At 56.9% G+C, this 16,244-nt stretch carries 12 protein-coding genes; 8 read left to right on the top strand and 4 right to left on the bottom strand.

The window, feature by feature from the left end; all coding sequences use genetic code 11:
* The first annotated feature begins 32 nt into the window (after nucleotides 1-32).
* The 3 genes from Abin_RS05745 to Abin_RS05755 are packed head-to-tail and all read left to right on the top strand — an operon-like array spanning nucleotide 33 to nucleotide 2,200.
* A complete protein-coding gene (locus Abin_RS05745) occupies nucleotides 33-872 on the top strand; it encodes a DUF4412 domain-containing protein (protein ID WP_048845384.1) in 840 nt (279 codons plus the stop codon).
* On the top strand, nucleotides 869-1,531 hold the full coding sequence (locus tag Abin_RS05750) for a hypothetical protein (RefSeq protein WP_255319261.1): 663 nt from the start codon (nucleotides 869-871) through the stop codon (nucleotides 1,529-1,531). The genes Abin_RS05745 and Abin_RS05750 overlap by 4 nt, the downstream gene beginning before the upstream one ends.
* Nucleotides 1,532-1,567: 36 nt before the next feature.
* The gene (locus tag Abin_RS05755) at nucleotides 1,568-2,200 is read left to right on the top strand and encodes a hypothetical protein (RefSeq protein WP_052948170.1); all 633 of its coding nucleotides are present in this window, start codon (nucleotides 1,568-1,570) and stop codon (nucleotides 2,198-2,200) included.
* A gap of 31 nt (nucleotides 2,201-2,231) precedes the next feature.
* Here Abin_RS05755 and Abin_RS05760 read toward each other — a convergent pair whose 3' ends face one another.
* Complete coding sequence (locus Abin_RS05760) at nucleotides 2,232-5,486, bottom strand: AsmA-like C-terminal region-containing protein (protein WP_048845385.1); 3,255 nt, start codon at nucleotides 5,484-5,486, stop codon at nucleotides 2,232-2,234.
* A gap of 38 nt (nucleotides 5,487-5,524) precedes the next feature.
* On the opposite strand from Abin_RS05760, the gene Abin_RS05765 reads away from it, so the two are divergent.
* The gene (locus Abin_RS05765; RefSeq protein ID WP_048845386.1) at nucleotides 5,525-8,662 is read left to right on the top strand and encodes a bifunctional [glutamine synthetase] adenylyltransferase/[glutamine synthetase]-adenylyl-L-tyrosine phosphorylase; all 3,138 of its coding nucleotides are present in this window, start codon (nucleotides 5,525-5,527) and stop codon (nucleotides 8,660-8,662) included.
* Nucleotides 8,663-8,844: 182 nt separating this feature from the next.
* The gene (gene bcp / locus Abin_RS05770) at nucleotides 8,845-9,321 is read left to right on the top strand and encodes a thioredoxin-dependent thiol peroxidase (RefSeq protein WP_048845387.1); all 477 of its coding nucleotides are present in this window, start codon (nucleotides 8,845-8,847) and stop codon (nucleotides 9,319-9,321) included.
* A gap of 72 nt (nucleotides 9,322-9,393) precedes the next feature.
* Here bcp and Abin_RS05775 read toward each other — a convergent pair whose 3' ends face one another.
* From Abin_RS05775 to Abin_RS05785, 3 genes are all read right to left on the bottom strand, one after another.
* Nucleotides 9,394-9,789, bottom strand: a complete 396-nt coding sequence (locus Abin_RS05775; protein WP_048845388.1) for a hypothetical protein — start codon at nucleotides 9,787-9,789, stop codon at nucleotides 9,394-9,396.
* 136 nt (nucleotides 9,790-9,925) lie between these two features.
* Nucleotides 9,926-11,206, bottom strand: coding sequence for an MFS transporter (locus Abin_RS05780; RefSeq protein WP_048845389.1), 1,281 nt, complete (start codon nucleotides 11,204-11,206; stop codon nucleotides 9,926-9,928).
* Between the two features lie 76 nt (nucleotides 11,207-11,282).
* Nucleotides 11,283-12,572 carry a dicarboxylate/amino acid:cation symporter gene (locus tag Abin_RS05785; protein WP_048845390.1) on the bottom strand — a complete coding sequence of 430 codons (1,290 nt, stop codon included), beginning with the start codon at nucleotides 12,570-12,572 and terminating at the stop codon, nucleotides 11,283-11,285.
* Nucleotides 12,573-12,746: 174 nt separating this feature from the next.
* Here Abin_RS05785 and Abin_RS05790 point away from each other — a divergent pair, with 174 nt between their 5' ends.
* Genes Abin_RS05790 through Abin_RS05800 form a run of 3 tightly spaced genes read left to right on the top strand, consistent with a single transcriptional unit; the run spans nucleotide 12,747 to nucleotide 16,175 of the window.
* The gene (locus Abin_RS05790; RefSeq protein ID WP_048845391.1) at nucleotides 12,747-14,087 is read left to right on the top strand and encodes a DNA recombination protein RmuC; all 1,341 of its coding nucleotides are present in this window, start codon (nucleotides 12,747-12,749) and stop codon (nucleotides 14,085-14,087) included.
* On the top strand, nucleotides 14,084-14,827 hold the full coding sequence (locus Abin_RS05795; protein WP_244894906.1) for a response regulator transcription factor: 744 nt from the start codon (nucleotides 14,084-14,086) through the stop codon (nucleotides 14,825-14,827). Before Abin_RS05790 ends, Abin_RS05795 begins: the two co-directional genes overlap by 4 nt.
* Nucleotides 14,814-16,175 carry a sensor histidine kinase gene (locus Abin_RS05800; RefSeq protein WP_052948171.1) on the top strand — a complete coding sequence of 454 codons (1,362 nt, stop codon included), beginning with the start codon at nucleotides 14,814-14,816 and terminating at the stop codon, nucleotides 16,173-16,175. The genes Abin_RS05795 and Abin_RS05800 overlap by 14 nt, the downstream gene beginning before the upstream one ends.
* The last annotated feature ends 69 nt before the right edge of the window (nucleotides 16,176-16,244 follow it).

The raw sequence follows: 16,244 nt of genomic DNA on the forward strand, positions 1-16,244 counted from the left end.
CTGACGATAAGACAGTGGGAAGAGAGACAAGTATGACGATAAGACAGCCGGGCCAGAAGAAAACCCGCCTGCTGACCCTGTGCTGCCTGACGATGGTGGCCTCCCCGCTGGCTTTGGGTAGCATTGCTGCGCCATCTGCGTTCTGTGCGCCTGCCCAACCTGACCATCCGCGCCTGACGCCATCGCGCGATGCCGTGATTGATTATGTGTTCCAGCCCAAACCCCCGGCTGATCTGGTGCAGGCAGGGAAAATACCGGCTGGTCCGTTGCCAGAACGCCATGTGCAGGTTCTGTTTTCAGGCGATGGCGGTCTGCTGCGCATCCGTTACATGAAAAGCATGGAAGGGGATGACAGTCGTGGTTCTGTCATTATTAACCGTGCCGCGCAGGAAGTGCTGATTATTCTGGATGACCGGAAAATCTACACCCGTCTGGTGCAGCAGGAAGTGGCGCGCAGTCCGTTCCTGCTTGATATGTCCATGCAGTTTGCGCGCAAGGGGCAGTCTCAGGTCATAGGGCAGCCCTGCACAATCTGGAGCGTCCAGTCGAACGCAGGAACAGGTTCGGCATGTGTCACCGATGATGGCTTTGTGCTTGAGCAGGATGGTGTGGACGTAGATGGTCTGAATGGACACCTGAAAGCGACACATATTTCCTATGATGATGTTCCGGCCAGCGCGTTCATGCCGCCTGCCGGGTATCAGGAAATTACACCCCATTCACCGCATGGTTCGGCCAATCCTGAAATGGGGCCGGCCAAAACGGATCAGGGTTCGGGGCCATCTGGCAGTGTTATTCCCGGTGTTGGCCCGACAACGCAGGTGCCCTCTGCGGCTGCATCGCGTCCCGCACAGGATGATGCTACACAATGAGACGCCATAGGGTGAGGCTGGCACAGGCCGATAAAACCGGCTTATCGCAGCCCAAGAGAAGCAGAGCAGTGCATGCGCTTTGCGTCTCGGGGGGAGCTCTCATTGCCGGCCTGTTGGTTTGGTGCGGTGTAACAGTGGCGCCAGCACAGGCACAGGATGCGCCTTTCATCACGCCATCGGCTGATACAGATGTCCTGTACGAAGTGACCTCTCCGACCGGAGATGCCGTTATGAAACAGAGGATGCGCTGGCAGGTATCTTCGCTGCGTCAGCGTCTTGATCCGGAAAATTCGCCTGTTTTCATGATTACATCCTGGCCTGATCATACCCTGACAGTGGTGGATGAAGGCAGGAAACGGGAAAGCGTGATGCCCGCCCCCAGTCAGGGACTGACGCCACCGGGTAAACCAGCCATGACGGGCACCTATGCGCGTTTGGGTGGTTCCGTAGTGGCGGGTGAACAATGCACATTGTGGCGCACAAAGGATGCGGACGGGCATTCAAGTGATGTGTGTTATACGGCAGATGGCATTTTGTTACAGGTTGCACAGGGTGGCCAGATTACGGTTCGGGCCTTGACTGTCAGCCGCACGGCCCAGCCGGATAGCGTGTTTGCTGTCCCCGCAGGGCTGAAAACGGAAGCACCAGCCACACCATAATGCCGCCCGTATCCTCCATGAGAAGAGGAGAACGGCATGGCGCGGCGCAACGCCAGAACAACCATTAGCACTTTGGCGGTGGTCTTGGTGACAGCAACCGGCGCGACGGGATGGGACGCATATGCTCAACCAGCGGGCCCATCGCCATCCGGTCCCGCGAGTGGAGGGGTGCAGGACGTTGCTCCGTCCTTGGATGGGCAGGGCGGTGTTGCCATCTGCTTTGCGCATCGCCCGCAGGATAAACCGGATACCCTGATGGTTATCCCTTCCGGCACCATTTTTGTGGCGCATAGCCCGGCTAACGGACGAAAGCAGCCAGCGCAGGCCGAAGGATTTGTGACCACAGAAACCGTAACGCTGACCGAGATGCAGCCTTGCGGCATGGCAGATGCCTCAACGGTGGTGTCCCGCACCCGGCATTGGCTTGTGAACCCCGTGCAGCCACAGCCCACAGTCACGTTTCAGCCGGTGGGCGACGTGAGCGGAAACGGGCTGGATAGCGGGTTTGAGGATGATGAAAGTGGCTTCCGGGCTGCGGTTAAGGCCGGGATCATTACCGCCCATGTGCAGGCCCCGCTGCATGACACGGTTTACCTGACGGAAAGCGATGCGGATATCCCCGATGCCGGGGTCCGCGGTTCAGACACTCACACGCCCGATCGTCCGTAATTCTTGTAAATCACGGTGCAGGCGTTGTGTGTCAGAACAGTTTGCGCAGCACGCCCGGCAGGAAAATGGAAAACGGGTTTACATGCAATTCAGGGTTTTCCAGCTTGCCGGAAAGCCCGAATTTCATAGCGACCAGTCCCCCATCTTTTTCGGGGCTGAACAGCCGCCCGATGCCGGGCAGTCTGCCGGGCAGGCGGTTTAGCGCAAAGGCAGGCACAACCGTTCCGTTCAGATCAAGCTTGCTGTGGTCAAGATCAATCTTGCCTTCAAGCGTTGCGCCCAATGCATCATTCCCAGCGCGTCCGTCCTGAATTGCCAGAACACCGTCTGCAAACGTGACGGGCATCTGCAAATGGGTGATCTCAAATTCGGGGGCTTTGCGGGCGTTTATCCAGCCATAAAGTGACAGATTTCGCGCGATCAGCACCGTGTTGGGGGTTTTCTTCAGCACGAACGGGCTGACAGCCAGAACACCCTTAAACGGGGCCGAGGCCTGTGTGTCATCAAATGCACCCTGTAGGGTTGCTTGCCCGCCATCAACATTGGGTAGAATATTCAGCGCAGACAGAAAGCCCCCCATGTCAGGGATAGTGACGTGCAGGCTGCGTTTGCTGCCATTTGGCGAAAGCTGCATGGCAACAGGGGATGGACCACGCATGGTAAAATGCATCCGCTCCAACCGCATGCCGTTATGTTCAAAATGGGCACGCACCGCACTCAGGGGCTGTTTGGTCTGGCTGTAGAAAAGATCATTCGCCTCCAGATCAATAACCCATGCGTTCCCGGGTGGTCCATGAATGGTGCCTGTTGCGGCCTCTGGCACATGGTACCCGGCACTGGCTGGCTTTTTGGGGGCTGTCGGGTCGCCTTCCATCAAGGGAGCTAAATCAAGTGTATCGGCATAAACACCGACGCGGATGGTTTTGTCCTTGGCGGCATAAGGCAGGATAAGGTTGGCATGGCCGGAAGACCGATCAATACGGAACGAGGATATCACCAGTTCAGGCGGCCGGTTAGGGCGTATCTGGGCTTGTCCCCGGACGTCCAGATTGGGGCCTGTCGCCAGAATTTTGTTTACGGCGGTAATGTGCCCGTCCTGCATGGCTAGTTGAGCAGACACCTGTGCGGGCCGCCCCGCCGCCTTGTGCCAAAGCGGGATAAGAATTTTGGCAGGCGTCAGGTTCAGGTTGAGGTCAACATTGCCCTGATTGTTGGCCAGACGGGTATAGTCAGTCTGAAGGTCTGCGCTGCCGTAGAAATGGTCACCCACCGCAAACCCGGCGGCAGTAGCCGATGCCGGGGTAATATGCGTCAGAACGTGGGCTTTTTCAGCCACCTGCGTCGGGGCCAGAGACCGGAAATCCATAAAATATGTCACGTCAGAGGACAGACCGCTAAGCAGGGCATGGCCCTTCACGTTCAGGTTCTGTGTCGTGGCGTCTATTTGAATCCGGCCATCCGTAATAGCGCGCCCCATGACAACATTGCCCAGATAGGTGCGCGTTAAATCTGCATGGGCATTGATGGTCATCTGATCCGTGGTGACATCACTTTCCAGAGGTAATGTCAGGGAGAGATCAAGCACTGCATTGCCTGATGGCTTGGTGAAGCTGATAGGGTGGCGTGACAGCAAATGAAGCCGTGGTTCTGCCAGTAAAGCCAGAACATCGCGCAGGTTACCGCGCAGGGCTGTCTTGATTGTCCCGTCCTGATCTTTCTTGCTTAGGCCCGTAATCAGCATGGAGCCGGGGCCAGCCTCAATGCGGCCCGTGCCAGTTGCCCCCACGTTCTTGTCCGCACGGTCAACCAGTTGGTAACCGTGGTCAAATGTGATGGTGAGCGTATCCAGCCCATCTATTCCCAGATGGGCATCAAGCCCATGCAAGGGGGAGACCGGGCGCAACCAATGCACGGTCAGGCCCGTGGCATCGACCCCGCCTGTGGCCCCCGTAACCTGAATGCCATTCCAGCCTGTGCTGCTGTGCGCTGTGACACCAACATGCAGCCCGTGGGCAATCCCTTCCGTGATGTTGGTTTTGACCCACTTCCGTCCGCCTTTGGCTGCTTTTTCAGGCCAGAACTGACTGATATTGGCAAAATCGACCTGCGGAATATCCACACTGGCCTGACCGGAAAGAGCCTGTGGGCTGAACAGGTCAGACGCATGCAGGCTGCCACTGGCCTGAACGGTTATTCCGGCAGACGGCGTATCAGGCTGGTCTGGGTCAAGCAGATCAAGTTGCAGAGTTTTGAGCGTAATGGTCGCGGGAATATGCGTGGCGGAGGCATGATTCAGGTCAAGATGCACACCAGCCGTGCCGTGGTTCAGGAGATAGTGTGACCCGGCAGCATCAAACGCTCCCTTCCCAATATCGGCCAGAAGGTCCATCCCTTGTGGCAAAAGCCAGCCGCTATGGCTGGCAGGCGCAAAGACTGTATCAGTCTGTAAACTGATAATGTTGGTTATCGGTTTTAGTGCAGGTGCCAGACTGCCAAAAGCTGCCGGTTGAGTAGGGGCTACGGCAAGATGCCACGTTACGGTATTGTTTGGGGTTTGCGTCCCTTCGGCTTTCAGGTCCAGCCGCGCGGCGTCACTTTGTGTGCCAACAATACTGAGCACGACTGAACCCGTAAAACCGTTCTTGCCCGCCAGGGGCACCAGATTCAGATTGCCTTCAAACGGCGAGGCGACCCATTGCGTGCCAGTGAGTTGGTCATTGACCGTGACTTCGGCATTGTGGATGCGCAGACGCTGTAGGCCGAGGGTATCAAGCCCTTCCTTACTGGTGTCTTGATGTTTGGGGGACGTTGCATCGGTATCTAATCCGATGCTGCCATCTTTTCGGCGGCGCAGGGCCAGATGCGCCCCTTCAAGTTCAACCGTGTGCAGGGAAAGAGTGCCGTGCGCCAGCGCCAGTGGGTCAAGCGTAACGCGGGCCTGCCGAATGGTATCGGGTGCGGATGCCGCGGGTTTGAGGATACGCAGATCATGCAAATCAAGCATGACGGGCGTGCTTAACCCGTCCCGCAGACCGTTCCAGCGGAGTTCGGCCCTGCCGAGCGTCAACTGCGCTGCTGGTGGCTGTCCTTTTGCGCCCTGCATGACGGTTACGGGCAGAAACGGCCGGGCCAGAGGCATAATATTGACGGGGCCAAACATCATGCGCACCAGCAGGGCGGCAACGCACAGCATGGGCACAAGCAGCACCGCAAACGCCAGAACTGTCAAAATACGTAACGCCCGCTTATGCAGCGGGCGCGGCAGGTCTTGACCTGTGGAAGTCAACGCAGCAACCCTTCGTCCTTCACCATGATGGTCAAACCATGACGCCTGTTATTCAATCTCTGTTCAAAGATGTTCGTGAGCCTCGGGGTGGCCGTCGCACGCGTGTCTGGCCCGATGCCTGTTGGCCGGTGGCGGCCGACACGCAGGCGGCGCGTAATTTTGAGGAGGATATAAAGCAGGCCCTCTGTGGGGTGGGGCTTCAGGCGGTGCTTGATCTGCCGGGGGCCATGGGGCTGGTCGATTGTCTTGGTGGTAACAGCCCGTATCTGTGTGATCTGGCGCGGCAAGATCCGTGTTCCTTTGCCGCGTTGTTGCAGAAGGGGCCCGAGGCCTGCGCCAAAGACGCGTTTGCGGCGTTGGCCGAGTGTGACATTACATCTGGGCGAGACTATGTTGCCGCCACCCTGCGGCAGGCCAAAAAAAACGTGGCCCTGCTGTGCGCCGTGGCTGATCTGGGCGGTTTCTGGCCGCTGGAGGACGTAACGCAGGCTCTCAGCCGTTTGGCTGAAAGCGCGTTGGAGGTCGCAGTCAGGCATCTGTTATGGGTCGCCCATCAATCCGGTCAGCTTCAGTTACGTGACCCCAAACGCCCGACATACGGCAGTGGTTTTTTTGTTCTGGCAATGGGAAAGCTCGGGGCACGGGAACTGAATTTCTCCTCCGATATTGATCTGATGGTGCTATATGACCCGTCGGTTCACAAGCAGCCAGACGCTGTGCGGCGTGTGTTCATTCGTATGACTAGCGATCTTGTGAGCCTCATGGAAGCGCGGGATGCGAATGGCTACGTTTTCCGAACGGATCTGCGGCTACGGCCAGACCCATCGTCAACCCCCGCCGCCGTGTCCGTTCAGGCCGCAATTCTGTATTATGAAAGCCTAGGCCAGACGTGGGAACGCGCCGCCATGATCAAGGCGCGCCCTGTGGCGGGAGACCTGAAGGTCGGGCGTGATTTTCTAGCAGCTATCCGCCCGTTTGTGTGGCGGCGGCACCTCGATTTTGCCCTGATTGACGATATCCACACCATGAAGGCGCGGATTGACCGCTACCGAAATGTCGGCCGTACCGGGTTGGCCGATATGCCTGATAGTGTGCTGGCAGACCCGCAGGCCAGTATGCAGTGGCTGTTGGGCCATAATCTGAAACTGGGGCAGGGTGGTATTCGGGAAATTGAATTCATTGCCCAGGCCATGCAGTTGGTGTGGGGCGGCCGGGTACCCGCCTTGCGTGAAAAAACGACGTTTGGCGCGCTGAAAAAACTGGTGGGTTCCGCTTATATCCCGCGTGAGGAAGCGGAGATTCTGGCGCGCACTTATCGGCTGCTGCGTGATGCCGAACACCGTTTACAGATGCGGGCAGACCACCAGACCCATTCTCTGCCAGATCAGGCGGAGGCATTTCATGCCTTTGCCGTGTTCATGAATTACGCCGATGGTGAGGCACTGGCGCTTGATCTTCTGCCGCGTATGCGGGAGGCACGGCGGATTTTTGAGCGTCACTTTGTCAGTCAGCCTCAAGCCACGGAAGACGCAGAAACTGCACTGCTTGCCGTAGCCCCTGACGATGACAATTCGCCAGCACTCCTTCAAAACCTTGGCTTTCCGGCAGAACAGGCTGTTGAGGCAGCGCAGGTTCTGGCCCGCTGGCAGGGACATAGTCTCCGGGCTTTGCGGTCCGAACGCGCACACGCATTGTTGCGGGTATTGTTGCCTGCGTTGCTGGCCAGTTTTGCGGCGCGCAGTCATCCTCTGGCGTGTTTGCGCCGCTTTGATGCCCTGCTTGCGCGCCAGCATGCAGGTGTGCAGCTTTTGTCGCTGTTTGAACGTAACCCGGCGCTGATTGACCGTATTGCGGCTCTGTTTGATGCCTCGGCGTTTCTGGCTGATCATCTGGCGGACAAACCCTCGGCCCTTGAAGGCTTGCTAGAGCCCGAACCCGAAGAAGGCCGCAACGTTCAAGCCCGCCTGCGCCAGTTGGCCGCCGAGGCTGAAAGCACGGAGCAACTGGTAACAGCCCTCCGTCCCTTGCTGCGAGGTGAGGAGTTTCGGTTGTCCGTTGCCGTGCTTGAAGCGCGCATGGGCGAGGACGAAGCCGAACGGGCCAGAACAGCCTTGGCCGATACCATCATGATGGTGCTGAAGCTGGCGGTTGAGAAAGATCATATACGGCGGTATGGCCGCGTACCGGGCGGCGGTATGGCCGTTGTTGCCATGGGTAAGGCTGGGTCACGGGAAATGATGCCCGGATCAGACCTTGATCTGCTGCTGGTGTTCGACCACCCGGAAGAGGTGCAGGCAAGTGTTGTTCCGCAAACCCCACCCGCCCGAACACCGGAGGGCTTCCCGTTACCCGCTGCGCGGTCGGTTGCCGTGGCACAATATTATACCCGGTTGGCACATGCCTTTATTGGCGCTCTGACGGCCCCTGGCCCAGAAGGGCCGTTGTATGCTGTTGATATGCGACTTCGTCCTTCTGGCGCGGCGGGTCCGGTTGCTGTAGCGCGGCGTGCCTTCCTGAAATATCACACCGAGGCGGCCTGGACGTGGGAACGCATGGCCTTAACGCGTGCCCGCATTATCAGTGCGCCAGCAACCCTGAAGCGTGCGTTGCAGGATGATCTGGGGCGTATTCTTGATGGCAAAATGTTGGCGCTGCCAGTTGCGGCTGCCACCCTGCTTGACGATGCCCGAATCATGCGGGCGCGTCTGGCGCGAGATCTCCCAGCCTCTAGCCCGTGGGACATCAAACGGCGTGTTGGTGGCCTTATGGAGGTCGAATTTATAGCGCAGAGTCTGCAACTGGTGGCAGCCAACAAAGCCGCACGTGATACCTGCACGCGCAAGGCTTTGGCCCGGTTAGGCAAGGAAAAGCTGCTGCAAAAGGATGATGTTGCCCTTTTGCTAGAGGCAGATGCCCTGTGGCGACGCCTGCAATGCTTGCTGCGCCTGTTATGTGGGCCAGTGCCGCCGCTTGATCTGGAAAAAGAGTTGTCCCCTGCGGCTTTGACGATTCTGCTGCGCGCCATGAAAATGGATAATCTGGCGACGTTGCTGACTAGAACGTCTGCATTAGCCCAAGGCGTGCGAGCCTGTTTCACACGGCTGATTGGCCCGGTAGCGGAAGGGGATGCTTTTGCAGAAGTGCTGGTGGAAACACCCAGCAATGGAATGCTTTAACATACAGCACGTAAACACGCCGTGCAGGTTGATCTTGCGCGTTTCAAGATAGGACGCGTGACTGCGGGATCATGGGTACATGGTCAGTGGACGAATGGCCTCTTTGTGTCTTCCGGTCACAGTTCTGCGCGGCTACGGTTAATGGCAGTTTTTGTTTGATTTTACAGAAGGGAGCTTAAAGCATGGCTGAAAAACAGGTTTTGCAGGAAGGCGATGTCGCCCCGGATTTTTCAATGCCCGCCAGTCGGGACCGTCATGTCAGCCTGACTGATCTGAAGGGAAAGCCCTTCGTGCTGTATTTCTACCCGAAGGCGGATACACCGGGCTGCACCAAGGAAGCCTGCGGATTTAATGAGTCATTGAAACAGTTTGAAGGGGCCGGGTTAACCGTTATCGGCGTCTCCCGTGATCCGGTTAAAAAACTGGATGCCTTTGCTGATAAATATGATCTGACTTTTCCGCTTGCCTCTGACGATACCGGTGCCGTGACGGAGGCGTACGGTGTGTGGGGTGAAAAATCGCTCTACGGTAAAACCTATATGGGCATTGACCGCACAACCTTTCTGGTAGGCGCTGACGGCAAGATTGCCCGCATCTGGCATAAGGTCAAAGTGCCAGGGCATATTGAGGCCGTGCTTGAAGCCACCCAGAAACTATAACACCAATAAAACAAACCCCGCCGTGAAGCGGGGTTTGCCTTTTGTGACGCTAAGCAGACTAATCAGCGCGCGTTACCAGCCAGAATAATAGGCTCCAGGTGCGCTATAGTAATAACCTGGTGCCGGGGCCACTGGTACCGCCGGAACCGCATAAACCGGCGGTGGGGGCGGGGGTGGCGGCGCATAAGCGACAGGGGGCGGGGCTGCGTAACCACCCACGGCGGCACCTGCCAGAGCCCCAACAGCCAGGCCGCCAATCAGGGCACCCGCTATGGCACCACCATTACCGCCTCTATGCCAGTGGCGTGGCCCACCGCCCCAGTAACCGCCGCGCGGTCCGGGCGGGCCACCCCAATGCGGCCCACCACCCCAGTGGGGGCCGGGGTGTGCTTCAGCTGCTGGAACAGTTGCCAGCGCCGTACCAGCGATAATAGGCAGAGCAAGAAGAAGTTTAGTCATACGGCGCATGATACATGCCTCCTTAAAACAGGAAGGGAGTGTCGAAGCACCCCGCTTCTATGACTTCAAGTAACGAACCTGCTCATGGCAATTTCAAGGCCCATTGTGGGCCTTTTTGGCCTTTTCCTAAAATAATCGTAATGTTTTATTGGGCGGATACGTTGTTTTCTTCACTGATTTTATCGGTTTTACGCAGGGTTAGAACCGTAATCAGGGTGACAGCCGCACAAGCCGAAACATAATAGGCAAACCAGATATCGTGCCCGGCCTGACGGCACCACAGCGCAATATATTCGGTCGTGCCGCCGAAAATCGAGACGGTGACGGCATAGGGCAATGCGACCCCCAGCGCCCGCACCTGCGTGGGGAATAGTTCTGCTTTCACAATGGCGTTAATGGAAGTGTAACCCGAGGCAATAAACAGTGCCCCGGTTATCAACCCAAATGCGGCCCATGGGGAACTGACACCTGACAGCATGGTCAGCAAAGGCACTGTGCCCAAAGATGCCAGAACCCCAAAATATAGCAGCAGTGGCTTGCGTCCAATGCGGTCAGACAACGCACCAAATGCAGGCTGCATCAGGGCAAAGGCCAGCAGAGAAGCAGAGGACACGAGCGTTGCGGTGTCTTTGGGAAAGCCCAGCGTGTTAGCAAGGTATTTCTGCATATAAATGGTGTAGGTGTAGAACACCACGGTGCCACCCAGCGTCATGCCGCAAACGGTCAGGACCGAGCGTTTATGCTGAAGCAGAACAGCCAGACCGCCTTTTTCCTGTTTTTCGTGGCTGCGTTCAAAGCGTTCGCTTTCCTGCATCTGTCGACGGAGCCAGAAAATCAGCACGGCCCCCAGCGCGCCCAGCAGGAAGGGCACACGCCAGCCCCATGACTCAATCTGCTGTGGGGTCAGGAAGACATATTGCATCAGCAGCAGGATAACCAGTGCCAGCAACTGCCCCATCACCAGTGTGACGTACAGAAACCCTGACCAGAAACCACGATTATGCGGGTCTGACATTTCAGCCAGATAGGTGGCAGAGGCCCCATATTCGCCGCCCAGACTTAATCCTTGCACAAGACGGGCTAACAGCAGCACGGCAGGTGCCAGTAATCCAATTTGCGAATAGGTCGGGCAGACCGCAATGGCCAGAGACCCCAGACACATGGCGGTAACGGAAATGGTCAGTGCGGCACGGCGGCCATAACGGTCTGCGGCAGCGCCAAGAAGCCACCCGCCAATGGGCCGCATGAAAAAGCCAACAGCAAAAATGGCAGCAGCGTTCAGAAGTTCTGCGGTTTCATTGCCACGGGGAAAAAAAGCATGCGCGAAATAAATGGTGAAAGATGAGTAAACATACCAGTCATAATATTCCAGCAGGTTTCCGGCAGATCCTGCCAGAATACCACGAAGACGCTGCGCCGTGGTCATTCCGGTTCTCCTGTTATTTTGAATGCTTAAGCGGCTTCTGGCGCAGAAGTTTCAGGGATGATTTTTATGTGAAGGCTCAGCTTTCTACCGACGATTTTTTATCAAGCGCCGCATGAAGCTGAACCGTATCAAGCGAGTTTTCCCAGCGCGAGACAACAATGGCGGCTACGGCATTCCCAACCAGATTGGTCAGTGACCGGCATTCAGACATAAAGCGGTCAATACCCAGAATAAGCGCCATACCCGCTACCGGAACACTCGGCACAACGGAAAGCGTGGCCGCAAGCGTAATAAAGCCTGCGCCGGTAACACCGGCTGCCCCTTTTGAACTCACCATCGCTACCAGCAACAGGGCAACCTGTTCACCTAGGCTAAGATGCACGTCAGTTGCCTGTGCAATGAACAGGGCGGCCAACGTCATGTAAATATTGGTGCCATCCAGATTGAAGGAGTAGCCCATGGGAACAACCAGCCCCACCACACCTTGTGGACAGCCTGCATTTTCAAGTTTGGTGATCAGGCCGGGCAGGGCAGATTCAGAAGAACTTGTGCCCAGAACAATCAGAAGTTCTTCCTTCAGGTAGCTGAGCAGTCGCAGAATGCTGAAGCCCATCAGGCGCGTGATGGTGCCCAGAATGACACAGACAAACAGAATGGCCGTGACGTAGAAGGCAAGCACCAGTTCAAACAGGTGGCCGATAGACGCCACACCAAACTTACCAACAGTAAAGGCCATGGCACCGAATGCGCCGATCGGGGCTGCATACATAACCAGGCGCACCACGCCAAACACCAGCGACGTCAGGCTACGGAACAGGTCTAGGACTTTTTCCCCCGCAGTGCCCATTTGTGCCAGACTGATGCCAAACAGAATGGCCACCAGCAGCACCTGCAAAATCTCACCCGATGTGAAGGCTCCCGCCGTTGTGGACGGGATGATGCGCATAAGGAATTCGGTGAACGAATGCGAATGGGCTTCTGTCACAAAGGATGCAACAGCCCCTGAATCCAGAGATTCCCGCTTGATGTGCAGACCCGCACCCGGCCGCACCACATTGGCGACAATCATGCCTAAAATCAGCGCAAGGGTAGAGAAGAACAGAAAATAGGTCATGGCCTTACCGGCCACACGTCCTGTCTGTTTCAGGTCGGCCATGCCTGCAATGCCAGTGCACACTGTCAGGAAAATGACCGGGGCAATGACCATCTTGATCAGTTTGACAAAACCATCGCCCAGGGGGCGGAGGGACGCACCGATATTGGGGAAGAAATAGCCAACCAAAACGCCTGTAACAACGGCAACAATAACCTGAAGATACAAGGATTTATGACGGGACGAGGAATGGGTCGGGCTAGGCAGGGACACGCGGAAGGTTTCCTGTTTTGTTCGTTATTCTTATAAAGACGTTATCTGCGCGGTAAAAAGCTTAACACCTATTTTTACGCGGTGTCATTGCATTGTCGTGATAATGGAAAGTGATGGGTGTTCAACTGTTGCATGCAAGCCTCTTTTTTAAGCAGACGCTAAGGAAAACAGCCCATGGATAATGCATTGCTTCTGCTTGGCGTTGCGGTGGTGTGCCTGGTACTCGGTGGTGTGATCACGCGCCTGCTGCGTCCAGCCCAAAAAGAGAGTGCAGACAGTGACCTACTGGCGCGACTGTATGTGCTGATGGAGCGTGAAGCAGCGACCACGCGCTCAGAAACCGCCCATCAAAGAGGCAGTCTTGCCGAGATGGAGCGCAGTATGGTGGGGCGCATTGAGCAGATGCGCGCTGAAATGGCTGAACGGTTGGGCCAGATTGCTGGCAGTATGGGGCGCGAGCAGGCTGAAGCCCGTGCAGCACAGGCCGAAGCCTTGCGCGAAATGGCGGAAACGTCGGCACGCCAGCTTGGGGCTATCCGCACCGCAGTGACGGAACAACTGCATGAAGCGGTTGAACGCCAGATGCAGACCTCCTTCCAGCGTGTGCTTGAGCAGTTTAGCGCGATGCAGAAAGCAATGGGGGAAGTGCGGGCCATGACAGCCCAGATCAGCGACCTCAAGCGCCTGTTTAGTAACGTCAAAACCCGCGGTGGGTGGGGTGAGGCGCAACTGAAGGCCATTCTGGACGATGTGCTGCCTGAGGGCGCTTATCAGTCCAACGTGCGTCTGGGACCGGGGAATGACGTGGTGGAGTTTGCCATACGAATGCCTGTGCGGGCCGCAACGCCGCCTGTCTTGCCCGTGGATAGCAAATTTCCGACGGAAGCTTATGAGCGCCTGCTGAACGCAGCGGAAGATGGCGATGTCGCTGGCGAAAAAGTGGCCAGAAAGGCATTGGAAAATACTGTCAGGCTCGAAGCCCGAAAAATTGCTGCGAAATATATTCAGCCTCCCAAAACGGTTGAATTTGCCGTGCTGTATCTGCCAACGGATGGCCTGTATGCAGAAGCCGCCCGTATTCCCGGTCTGTTTGATGAAATCAGCCGTACCTGCCGTGTCATGATCATGGGGCCAGCCCTTATGCCCGCCATGTTGCGGACTGTGCATCTGGGTTACGTGACGCTGGCGCTGGAAGACCGTACCGAAACCATCGCCCGTCTGTTGGGTTCTACCCGACAGGAGATGATCAAGATGGATGGTGTGCTTGAAAAGCTGTCACGCAATGCGCAGGCCATGTCCTCTTCCATTGAGGAAGCCCGTCGGCGTACGCGGGTTGTCAGCCGCCGTCTGAAAGAGCTTGATGGGCCAGAGGAAAGTCTGGCTGATCAGCCTCAGGTCGATCATGCTTCCCCCACGCAGCCTGACCGGCAGACACCGTTTCAGGCCAACATGCCGCATTCTGAAATGGAATTTACTGGCATGACACACCAGAAGGCAGCATCAGAAGAGACATGACAGACGAAACAGCACTGGAAACAGCACACGCTGGGCACGATACGGGGCATGATACTCTGCCACGCGGTGCCGTTCTTCTGATTGAAGATGACAGCACGATTGCAGAAGAAATCGTTGCCGAACTCAGCGGCCATGGTTTTGACGTCCAGCATCGCGCCACGGGCGATGCCGGGCTTGCGGCTGCGCTGGCGGGCGGGGTGGATGTGATGGTGGTTGACCGCCTTCTGCCCGGAATGGATGGGCTGACGGTTATTGAAACCATGCGCCAGCGGGGTATCCGCACACCCGTTCTGGTTCTTTCAGCTTTGTCAGCGGTTGATGACCGTGTCACAGGGCTGAAAGCGGGTGGGGATGACTACCTCAGCAAGCCCTTTGCAATGGAAGAACTTCTGGCCCGTGTCGAAGCCCTGATGCGACGTCCGGACGATACCCGCAACACACGGCTGCGTGTCGGGCCGCTGGAGATGGACCTGATTGAGCGTCGGGTGTGGCGCGACGGGCGTGAAATAGAGTTGCTGCCGCGTGAGTTCCGGTTGCTGGAATATCTGATGCGCCGACCGGATCAGGTGCTGACGCGCTCCATGCTGCTGGAAGATGTGTGGCAGTATCGCTTCATTCCGCGCACCAATCTGGTGGATGTGCATATTGGCAAATTGCGCCGTAAGGTTGATGCCCCCGGTGAAGAGCCGCTGATCAGGAGCATTCGCGGTACCGGATTCCTGCTACGTGTTCCTGACTGAACTTTTCCGCACTGCCGCCTTTCGCCTGACACTGATGGCTGTTGCCGCCATGGCAGGCGTCATGGTGATGCAGTTTGCCTTGGTTTACACGCAGATGGAGGCGGTGGAATCTCACCGCTCGACCGAGTTGCTGCGGGGCGAAGCGCGGCTTCTGTCTGAAATGACCCCGGAGCATCTGGAATACGTTATTCGTAAACGTGCGACGGATGATATGCGGCTGGTGATCAGCAGCGCCGGTTTGTTTGATTCTGGCCATGCCGTTATTACCGGGGACCTCCGATCATGGCCCCGTGGCCTGAAGGCGGACGGTAAACCCCACAATATTGAAATCTACCCCGAAGAAGGGGCACCTTACCCTATGCGGTTGCTGGCCGTTACGCTGACGGACGGCAATATTCTGGTGTTGGGACGTAGCTTCCATTTGCTGGCAGAGCAGAAACTGATGTTGCGGCATGCTACCGTGTTGGCTGCGGTGCCCACGCTTCTGTTCGCGTTGCTGTTGGGGATGGTGCTCAGCCATCGTGCTTTGTCGCGTGTGAAAGACATGCACGAAGCAATAGACCTGATCATGGCTGGCGATATTCATGAACGCTTGCCCGCCGGTAAGGAGCGGGATGATCTGGAGCGTCTGGCAGGAAGCGTGAATCGCATGCTTGATCGGCTGGAACGCCTGATGGACGGTATGCGTGAAGTCGGGAACGATATCGCCCATGATTTGCGCACACCGCTCTCTCGTGTTCGGGCCAAGCTAGAGCGGGCACTCTCAACCGGCAGCCAGCAAGAGGCTCTGGAGGGGGCTGTTGCCCGTGCGGTGGATGATCTCGACCAATGCCTTGCCATTATCACAGCACTTCTTCGTATAGCCGAAATTGAAAGCAGCCGCAGGCGGGCAGGCTTCGCCGTGCTTGATCTGGGAGAATTGGTTGCTGACGTTGTGGATCTATACGAACCCATTGCCGAAACAGAAGGCATCCATCTGCTGACCCAGCGTGGCCCATCGGCTGTTACGATTGACGGAGACCGACATCTGTTGATCGAACTGCTGGCCAATCTTGTTGATAATGCCATCAAATTCACGCCGGAGGGTGGTCAGGTCACTGTTGCCGTGTTGCGTCGTCCGGCGGGTGGGGCGGTGCTGACAGTGGCTGATACCGGTATTGGTATAGCGCGGGAGGAGCGTGAGGCTGTTCTGTCGCGTTTCTATCGGTCAGACAAAAGCAGGCACGTACCGGGTAACGGGCTGGGGCTTAGCCTGGTATCGGCAATAGCGCACCTGCATGAGGCATCCGTTGCGGTAGAGGAAGGACCTGACGGGCGCGGCACCTGTTTTCGCATTACATTTCAATGACAAAGACGGATACTCTGTCTAATTAAAAGCATTTTTATTGGCGTGTAAGGGGGATATCTGTATCTCAGA

Source organism: Acetobacter indonesiensis (genome assembly GCF_000963945.1).
Taxonomy (GTDB): domain Bacteria; phylum Pseudomonadota; class Alphaproteobacteria; order Acetobacterales; family Acetobacteraceae; genus Acetobacter; species Acetobacter indonesiensis.

What these genes read in the sequence shown, in the direction of transcription:
- Abin_RS05745 (WP_048845384.1), top strand. Translation starts at nt 33, where the DNA reads ATGACGATAAGACAGCCGGGCCAGAAGAAAACCCGCCTGCTGACCCTG.
- Abin_RS05750 (WP_255319261.1), top strand. Translation starts at nt 869, where the DNA reads ATGAGACGCCATAGGGTGAGGCTGGCACAGGCCGATAAAACCGGCTTA.
- Abin_RS05755 (WP_052948170.1), top strand. Translation starts at nt 1,568, where the DNA reads ATGGCGCGGCGCAACGCCAGAACAACCATTAGCACTTTGGCGGTGGTC.
- Abin_RS05765 (WP_048845386.1), top strand. Translation starts at nt 5,525, where the DNA reads ATGACGCCTGTTATTCAATCTCTGTTCAAAGATGTTCGTGAGCCTCGG.
- bcp (WP_048845387.1), top strand. Translation starts at nt 8,845, where the DNA reads ATGGCTGAAAAACAGGTTTTGCAGGAAGGCGATGTCGCCCCGGATTTT.
- Abin_RS05775 (WP_048845388.1), bottom strand. Translation starts at nt 9,789, where the DNA reads ATGCGCCGTATGACTAAACTTCTTCTTGCTCTGCCTATTATCGCTGGT.
- Abin_RS05780 (WP_048845389.1), bottom strand. Translation starts at nt 11,206, where the DNA reads ATGACCACGGCGCAGCGTCTTCGTGGTATTCTGGCAGGATCTGCCGGA.
- Abin_RS05790 (WP_048845391.1), top strand. Translation starts at nt 12,747, where the DNA reads ATGGATAATGCATTGCTTCTGCTTGGCGTTGCGGTGGTGTGCCTGGTA.
- Abin_RS05795 (WP_244894906.1), top strand. Translation starts at nt 14,084, where the DNA reads ATGACAGACGAAACAGCACTGGAAACAGCACACGCTGGGCACGATACG.